Genomic DNA, 6,895 nt, shown 5'->3' with positions numbered 1-6,895 from the left:
TCCCCCTCAAACTCCCCCTCGCAAAGGGCCGAAGGGCCCTTTGAACCCTTGAGTCTCGACCCGACGGTCGAGACGCCAAACTCATGGTTTCCAAAGGCCCTTCGGCCTTTGGCGGGGGAGAGATCGAGAGGGGGCAGCGCCCCCTCTCGACACTAGAGCGGGATCGGTTGAGCTGCGCTCACCCGCCCCGCTCTAGCTCATTGTTCGGTCGCGTGATTCACGGTTTCGGTCGATTCGACCTCAACCGATCACGCTCTATGGCTGCATATGACTCCCACCCGAGACCGTCATGTTCTCCCCGGTGATGTACACCGCGCCATTCGAGAGCAGGAAGCAGATCAGCGGCGCCACCTCCTGCGGCTCCGCGTAGCGCCCCATCGGAATCCGGGACATGGTCTGCGCCGCGAATTTCTCGCTGCGGATCACCTCCGTCATCGGCGTCACCACCGTGCCGAAGCCCACGGAGTTGCAGCGGATGCCGTAGCGCGCCCATTCCCGCGCCCCGGTCATCGTCATGCCGAACAGCCCCGCCTTCGCCGCCGAGTAATTCACCTGCCCGATGGAGCCGCGCTTGCCCGCGGTGGAGGAGATGTTGACGATGGCGCCCGTGGTGCCGATGGGCTGCGGCATGTTGTCCTTGGCGCGGTCGATCATGTGCCGCCCCACCGCCTGCATCATCAGGTAGCAGCCGGTCAGGTTCACATCGATCACCGCCTGCCATTGCTGCATCGTCATCTTGGCGAACATCGCCGGGCGGGTGATGCCGGCATTGTTCACCAGCCCGTGCACCGCGCCGAAGCGCGAGACGGCCTGGGCGACGCAGGATTCGCCGAAGCCCTCCTCCGCCACGTTGCCCTGCACCGCCAGGATGCGCTCCGGGTCCATGGTCGCGGCGCTGGCCGCCAGGGTTTCTGGGTTGCGCTCCACCAGCACGGCATTGCCGCCGAGGCCCAGCACCAATTCGGTGATGGCCTTGCCGATGCCCTGGCCGGCGCCGGTGACGATGATGGTCCGGCCGGTGAGTTCCATCGGGTTTTGCATCGCGTTTCCTCCGCGGTTCCTGTGGCGCCGGAAGTCTGCACCCGTCGCCACGGCAGGACCAGCCACCCCCGTCCCAAGCCCGCCCTGCGGGTGTAGGCTGCCCGTCTTGAAGGGAGACCGCCGATGGCCCGCGCCGCCGTCTTCGATGCCTATGGCACGCTGTTGGACGTTCATGCCGCCGTCGGGCGGCACGCCGCCCGGCTGGGCGCCGCCGCCGGACCGCTTTCCGCCCTGTGGCGCGCCAAGCAATTGGAGATGAGCTGGATCCGTTCCGCCGCCGGCGCCTACCTGCCCTTCTGGGCCCTCACCGAGGCGGCGCTGGACCACGCCATGGCGGTGCATGGCGTGACCGATGCCGGGCTGCGGGCCGATCTGCTGGCCGCCTATCGGGAGCTGGACGCCTATCCGGAGGCCGCCGGGGTGCTGGCGGCGCTACGCGCCCGCGGCATTCCCACCGCCATCCTTTCCAATGGCAGCCCGGACATGCTGGATTCGGCGGTGGCCGCCGCCGGGCTGGCGCCGCTGCTGGATGCCGTTCTCTCCGTGGACCCGCTGCGCCGCTACAAGCCCGATCCCAGCATCTACGCCCTGGCCTCCGAGCATTTCGACCTGCCGCCGGGCGAGGTGGCCTTCATCTCCTCCAACCCCTGGGACGCTTTCGGCGCCTCCTGCTTCGGCTTCCGCATCTTCTGGGTGAACCGCGCCGGCGGGCCGGAGGAGTACGAATTGGACCGTCGCGCCACCATCCTGGCCGATCTGGCCGCCCTGCCCGGATTGCTTTCGTGACCCCTGCCGCCCGACTGGCCGCCGCCATCGACCTGCTGGCCGCGCTGGAGGCCGAAAGCTTTTCCGGCGCGCCTCCGGCGCGTATGTCCGGCGCACCTCCGGCGCGACGCCGCCCGGCGGACGCCATCGCCAATGATTTCTTCCGCGCCCGCCGCTACATCGGCGGCGGCGACCGCCGCGCCATTGCCGAACGCGCCTGGGGCGTGGTGCGCCAGCGGCTGCGGCTGGATTGGTGGCTGGCCCGGATCGGCGCCCGGCCGACGCCGCGCTTCCTGGTCGCCGCGCATCTGCTGCTGGCGGAGGGGCTGGAGCTGCCCGCCGTGCTGGCCGCCTTCCCCGGCGGCCAATACGCCGCCCCGCCCCTGACCCCGCCGGAGGAGAAGCTCCTCCGCGCCCTTTCCGCCGCCGCCCCCGGCGGCCTGCTGCACCCGGAGATGCCGGAGGGCATCCGGCTGGACCTGCCGGATTGGGCGCTGCCCGGCTTCGCCGCCCGATTCGGTCCACACCTCGCCGAGGAAGCGGCGGCGATGGAAGGCGAGGCTCCTCTCGACCTCCGCGCCAACCTGCTGAAGACCACCCGGGCCGAGGCCGCCGCGGCGCTGGCGGCGGAGGGCATCGAGGCCACCCCCACCCCCTTTTCCCCCTGGGGCCTCCGCCTGCCCGCCCGCCGCCCGGTGACGCAGAGCCGCGCCTTCCAGGAGGGGCTGGTGGAGGTGCAGGACGAGGGCAGCCAGCTCATCGCCCTGCTGACCGATGCCCGGCCCGGCCTTCGCGTGGCGGATTATTGCGCCGGCGCCGCGGGCAAGACCCTGGCCCTGGCCGCGGCCATGGGCAATCGCGGCCGCATCACCGCCTGCGACGTCTCCGCCCCCCGGCTGGAAGGCGCCGCCAAAAGGCTGCGCCGCGCCGGGGTGGACAATGCCGAACGCCACCTGCTGCAGCCCGGCGACCGCTGGGCCAAGCGCCGCGCCGGCCAATTCGACCGGGTGCTGGTGGACGCCCCCTGCAGCGGCACGGGCACCTGGCGGCGCAACCCGGACGCCCGGCTGCGTACCGGTTCGGCCGACATTGCCGAACTTTGCGTCAAACAGGGTGAAATTCTCTCAACCGCAGCGGAGCTGGTGCGCCCCGGCGGAAGATTGGTCTACGCTACCTGTTCGCTGCTGCCGGAAGAGGATGAGGCGCAGGTGAACGCCTTCCTGCAACGCCGCCCCGATTTCGCCCTGCTGCCCATGGAGGCTGCCTGGAGCGAAGCGCGCGCGCGGCACCCGGAGCTGGGGCCGCCGCCCGGCGACGGGGAGTTTCTGCTCACCTCCCCGGCGCGGCATGGCATGGACGGCTTCTTCGCTGCCGTCCTGCAACGGCGGTCCTGACCCCCAGGACCCGGGAGAGAGCGCAGCAGCATGATCTGCATCCGCCGTGCCCGCCCCGACGACGCCGCCGCCATCGGCGCGGTCCATGTCGCCACCTGGCGCAGCACCTATCCGGGCGTCCTCCCGGAGGACTACCTGGCCGGCATGTCCTCCGTGCGCCACGCCGCGGGCTATGAGCAGGCGATTGCCGGGCGGCATAACGGCCATGCCGTCTTCGTGGCGGTCGCCAGCGGGGAGGATGCGCCGGCGGGCACGCCGGAGGGCGGCTCCGTGGTGGTGGGCTTCGTCTCCGGCGGCCGGGCCCGGCGGCTGGGGCTGGGGCAGGGGGAGGTGGAAACCCTCTATCTGCTGGATGACTACAGGGACCGCGGCGTGGGCCGGCGGCTGATGCGGGCCATGGCGGCACATCTGGCGGCGGTCGGATGCCGTTCGGCCATGCTTTGGGTGCTGAAGGACAACCCGACCCGCTGGTTTTACCAGCATCTGGGCGGCAAGCCGGTGGCGCGGGAGGAGATCGGCTTCGCCGGGCAGAGGCTCGAGCAGATGGCCTTCCTCTGGGACCCGATCGAAAGCCTGCTGGCCGCGACGGCGCCGGCGCCGGAGGGGTAGGGGCCCCGTGCGCGCGGATTGGCGAATGGGGGCTTCGCCCCCATGCCCCCGGCAGAGGGTGCTGCCCTCTGCACGCCCGTCGGGCGGGGTTGCCGGCGCTGCCGGCAACGCTTCCTCCCGGACCACGCCCGGAGTCTGCTGGTTCAGTCCACGGGTCTGAACCAGCAGACTCCGGGGTCCGGCGGGTGGACGCGCCGCGTCCAACGGGCAGAGCCCCGATCTTTACCTCGATTTCACTTTCCCCCTTCTAGGCTGCCTGCATCCACCCAGCCGGCGAGATCGGGCCTCGACGCCGCCTGCGGATGGGATAGTTTCTGTCCAAGAATCCATCTCGGGAGGAAGCGAGCCGATGCGCTTCGCTGTTGCATGCTGCCTGGCGCTGTTGCTGGCCCTGCCCGCCAGGGCTGCCTGGCCGGAGCGGCCGGTCACCGCCATCGTTCCCTTCGCCGCTGGCGGCGGCACGGACGGGGTGGCGCGGATCCTGGCGGAGCAGCTCGGCCGGGCGCTGGGCCAGCCGGTGGTTATCGAGAATCGCGGCGGCGCCAATGGCACCATCGGCGCCCAGGCGGCGGCCCGGGCGCGGCCGGATGGCTACACCATCTTCCTCACCACCGGCACCACCCAGGCGATCAGCCCGGCCCTCTACCGCAGCCTGCCCTACGACCCGCAGCGCGATTTCGTGCCGGTGGCGCGGATCGGGCAATTCCCGCTGATGCTGGCGGTGCACCCGGCCGTGCCGGCGGCGGATCTGCCGGCCTTCCTCGCCCTGGCCCGGACCCAGCCGCAATCCCTCTCCTTCGGCCACTGGTCGGCCGTGTACCTGGCCGCCGGCAAGACCCTGATGCGGCAGATCGGGGCGGAGGTGCTGGACGTGCCCTACCGCTCCTCCGCCGCCACCATGACCGACCTGGTCGCCGGGCGGATCGGCTTCGCCATCGTGGACCTGACGGTCGGCATCCCGCTCTCCCGCAACGGCGAGGTGCGGGCCCTGGCGGTGACCGGCGCCGCCCGCAGCGCCCTGCTGCCCAGCCTGCCGACGCTGCAGGAGGCCGGGCTGGCCGGCTATGATTTCGCCGCCTGGATGGCTGCCTACGCCCCCACCGGCACGCCGGAGGAGGCGGTGCAAGGCGCCGGCGCGGCGATTCGCCGGGTGCTGGCGGACCCGGCCCTGGTGGCCCGGCTGGCCGATCTCGGCTTCGAGACCGTCCAAGGCGATGCCGCCGAGCTGGCCGCCTTCACCGCCGCCGAGCGGGCCAAGTGGAAGGAGATCGTCGCGGCGTCCAACATCACGGTGGAATAGGGCGGCGCTGGCTGCATGGCAGGCAAAGCTTGCCTTCAGCCGGCCCCTATGGTGCAAGCTGCTCCATGGCCGACCCTACCGCCCAGCGGCATGACCGCATCCTGATTCTCGACTTCGGCAGCCAGGTGACGCAGCTCATCGCGCGGCGCCTGCGGGAGGCCGGGGTCTATTGCGAGATCTGGCCCTATACCGCCAGCGGCGAGCGCATCCGCGAATTTGCGCCGAAGGGCATCATCCTCTCCGGCGGCCCGGCGAGCGTGACGGAGGGGGAAAGCCCCCGGGCGCCGCAGGAGGTGTTCGAGAGCGGCCTGCCCGTGCTTGGCATCTGCTACGGCCAGCAGACCCTGGCGACCCAGCTCGGCGGCAAGGTAGAGGGCGGGCACCCGGCGGAATTCGGCCGCGCCTTCATCGACGTGACCGGGGAATGCGCGATCACCCAGGGGCTTTGGGCCAAGGGGGCGCGGGAACAGGTCTGGATGAGCCATGGCGACCGGATCACCGAGCTGCCGCCCGGCTTCCGCGTGGTGGCAAGCAGCGAAGGCGCGCCCTTCGCCCTGATCGCCGACGACAAGCGCCACTATTACGGCACCATGTTCCATCCGGAGGTGGTGCACACGCCGCATGGCGGGGCGCTGCTGAAGAACTTCACCCATCTGGTCTGCGGCTGTTCTGGCGACTGGACCATGGGCGCCTTCCGCGCCGAAGAGATCGCCCGCATCCGCGCCAAGGTGGGGAAGGGGCGGGTGATCTGCGGCCTCTCCGGCGGCGTCGATTCCTCCGTCGCGGCGGTGCTGATCCATGAGGCGATCGGCGACCAGCTCACCTGCATCTATGTCGATCACGGGCTGATGCGGGCGGGCGAGAGTGCGCAGGTGGTGCAGACCTTCCGCGGCCGCTTCAACATCCAGCTCGTCCACCGCGATGCGAGCGAGTTGTTCCTCGGCCAGCTCTCCGGCGTGACCGATCCGGAGCAGAAGCGGAAGATCATCGGCCGGCTCTTCATCGAGGTGTTCGAGGAGGAGCAGGCGAAGCTCGGCGGCGCGGATTTCCTCGCCCAGGGCACGCTCTATCCGGATGTGATCGAGAGCGTCTCCGCCACCGGCGGGCCGAGCGTCACGATCAAGAGCCACCACAATGTCGGCGGCCTGCCGGCGCATATGCGCATGCAGCTCGTCGAGCCGCTGCGCGAGCTGTTCAAGGACGAGGTGCGGGCGTTGGGGCGCGAACTCGGCATCCCCGAGGAGATCGTCGGCCGGCATCCCTTCCCGGGACCGGGCCTCGCCATCCGCATCCCCGGCGAGGTGACGCGCGAGAAGGCCGATCTGCTGCGCAAGGTGGATAGCATCTACCTCGAGGAAATCGCCGCCGCCGGCTTGTATGACGCCATCTGGCAGGCCTTCGCCGTGCTGCTGCCGGTGCGGACGGTCGGGGTGATGGGCGATGGCCGCACCTATGACCAGGCCTGCGCGCTGCGGGCCGTGACCAGCACGGATGGAATGACGGCGGACGTCTATCCCTTCGATATGGGCTTCCTGACACGCGTCGCGAATCGCATCGTCAACGAGGTGCGCGGGATTAATCGCGTGACCTACGACATTACGAGCAAGCCGCCGGGGACGATCGAGTGGGAATGATTTGGCGTCCGGCACTGGCCGGCACCTAGAGCATGCTGTGTTTAGGCGGAAGCATATCCTGAGTTGGCGAGATAGTTGGCGCATTCGGTTGGGCTGACGAGGTCGAGGATGGCGCCGACCTTGCGCCAGGTGGTGCCGATAGTTCGCTGCTC

At 70.4% G+C, this 6,895-nt stretch carries 6 protein-coding genes; 5 read left to right on the top strand and 1 reads right to left on the bottom strand.

Annotated elements, in window-relative coordinates; all coding sequences use genetic code 11:
* Positions 1–255: 255 nt before the first annotated feature.
* Positions 256–1,041: an SDR family NAD(P)-dependent oxidoreductase gene (locus tag E5N76_RS29140; RefSeq protein ID WP_149541495.1), complete on the bottom strand. Its 786-nt coding sequence runs from the start codon at positions 1,039–1,041 to the stop codon at positions 256–258.
* A gap of 123 nt (positions 1,042–1,164) precedes the next feature.
* Between E5N76_RS29140 and E5N76_RS29135 the strand changes: the two genes are divergently transcribed.
* From E5N76_RS29135 to guaA, 5 genes are all read left to right on the top strand, one after another.
* Complete coding sequence (locus E5N76_RS29135; protein ID WP_149541494.1) at positions 1,165–1,827, top strand: haloacid dehalogenase type II; 663 nt, start codon at positions 1,165–1,167, stop codon at positions 1,825–1,827.
* On the top strand, positions 1,824–3,200 hold the full coding sequence (locus E5N76_RS29130; RefSeq protein WP_149541493.1) for an RsmB/NOP family class I SAM-dependent RNA methyltransferase: 1,377 nt from the start codon (positions 1,824–1,826) through the stop codon (positions 3,198–3,200). The genes E5N76_RS29135 and E5N76_RS29130 overlap by 4 nt, the downstream gene beginning before the upstream one ends.
* Positions 3,201–3,230: 30 nt before the next feature.
* On the top strand, positions 3,231–3,809 hold the full coding sequence (locus E5N76_RS29125; RefSeq protein ID WP_149541492.1) for a GNAT family N-acetyltransferase: 579 nt from the start codon (positions 3,231–3,233) through the stop codon (positions 3,807–3,809).
* Positions 3,810–4,158: 349 nt separating this feature from the next.
* Positions 4,159–5,109, top strand: coding sequence for a Bug family tripartite tricarboxylate transporter substrate binding protein (locus E5N76_RS29120; protein ID WP_149541491.1), 951 nt, complete (start codon positions 4,159–4,161; stop codon positions 5,107–5,109).
* Between the two features lie 65 nt (positions 5,110–5,174).
* Positions 5,175–6,743, top strand: coding sequence for a glutamine-hydrolyzing GMP synthase (guaA, locus tag E5N76_RS29115; protein WP_149541490.1), 1,569 nt, complete (start codon positions 5,175–5,177; stop codon positions 6,741–6,743).
* Positions 6,744–6,895 lie beyond the last annotated feature (152 nt).

Origin of the sequence: Siccirubricoccus phaeus (genome assembly GCF_008360935.1) — a bacterium.
Lineage (GTDB): Bacteria > Pseudomonadota > Alphaproteobacteria > Acetobacterales > Acetobacteraceae > Siccirubricoccus > Siccirubricoccus phaeus.
The sequence above is the reverse complement of the archived record's forward strand: the minus strand, read 5'-3'. Positions and strand labels throughout refer to the sequence as shown.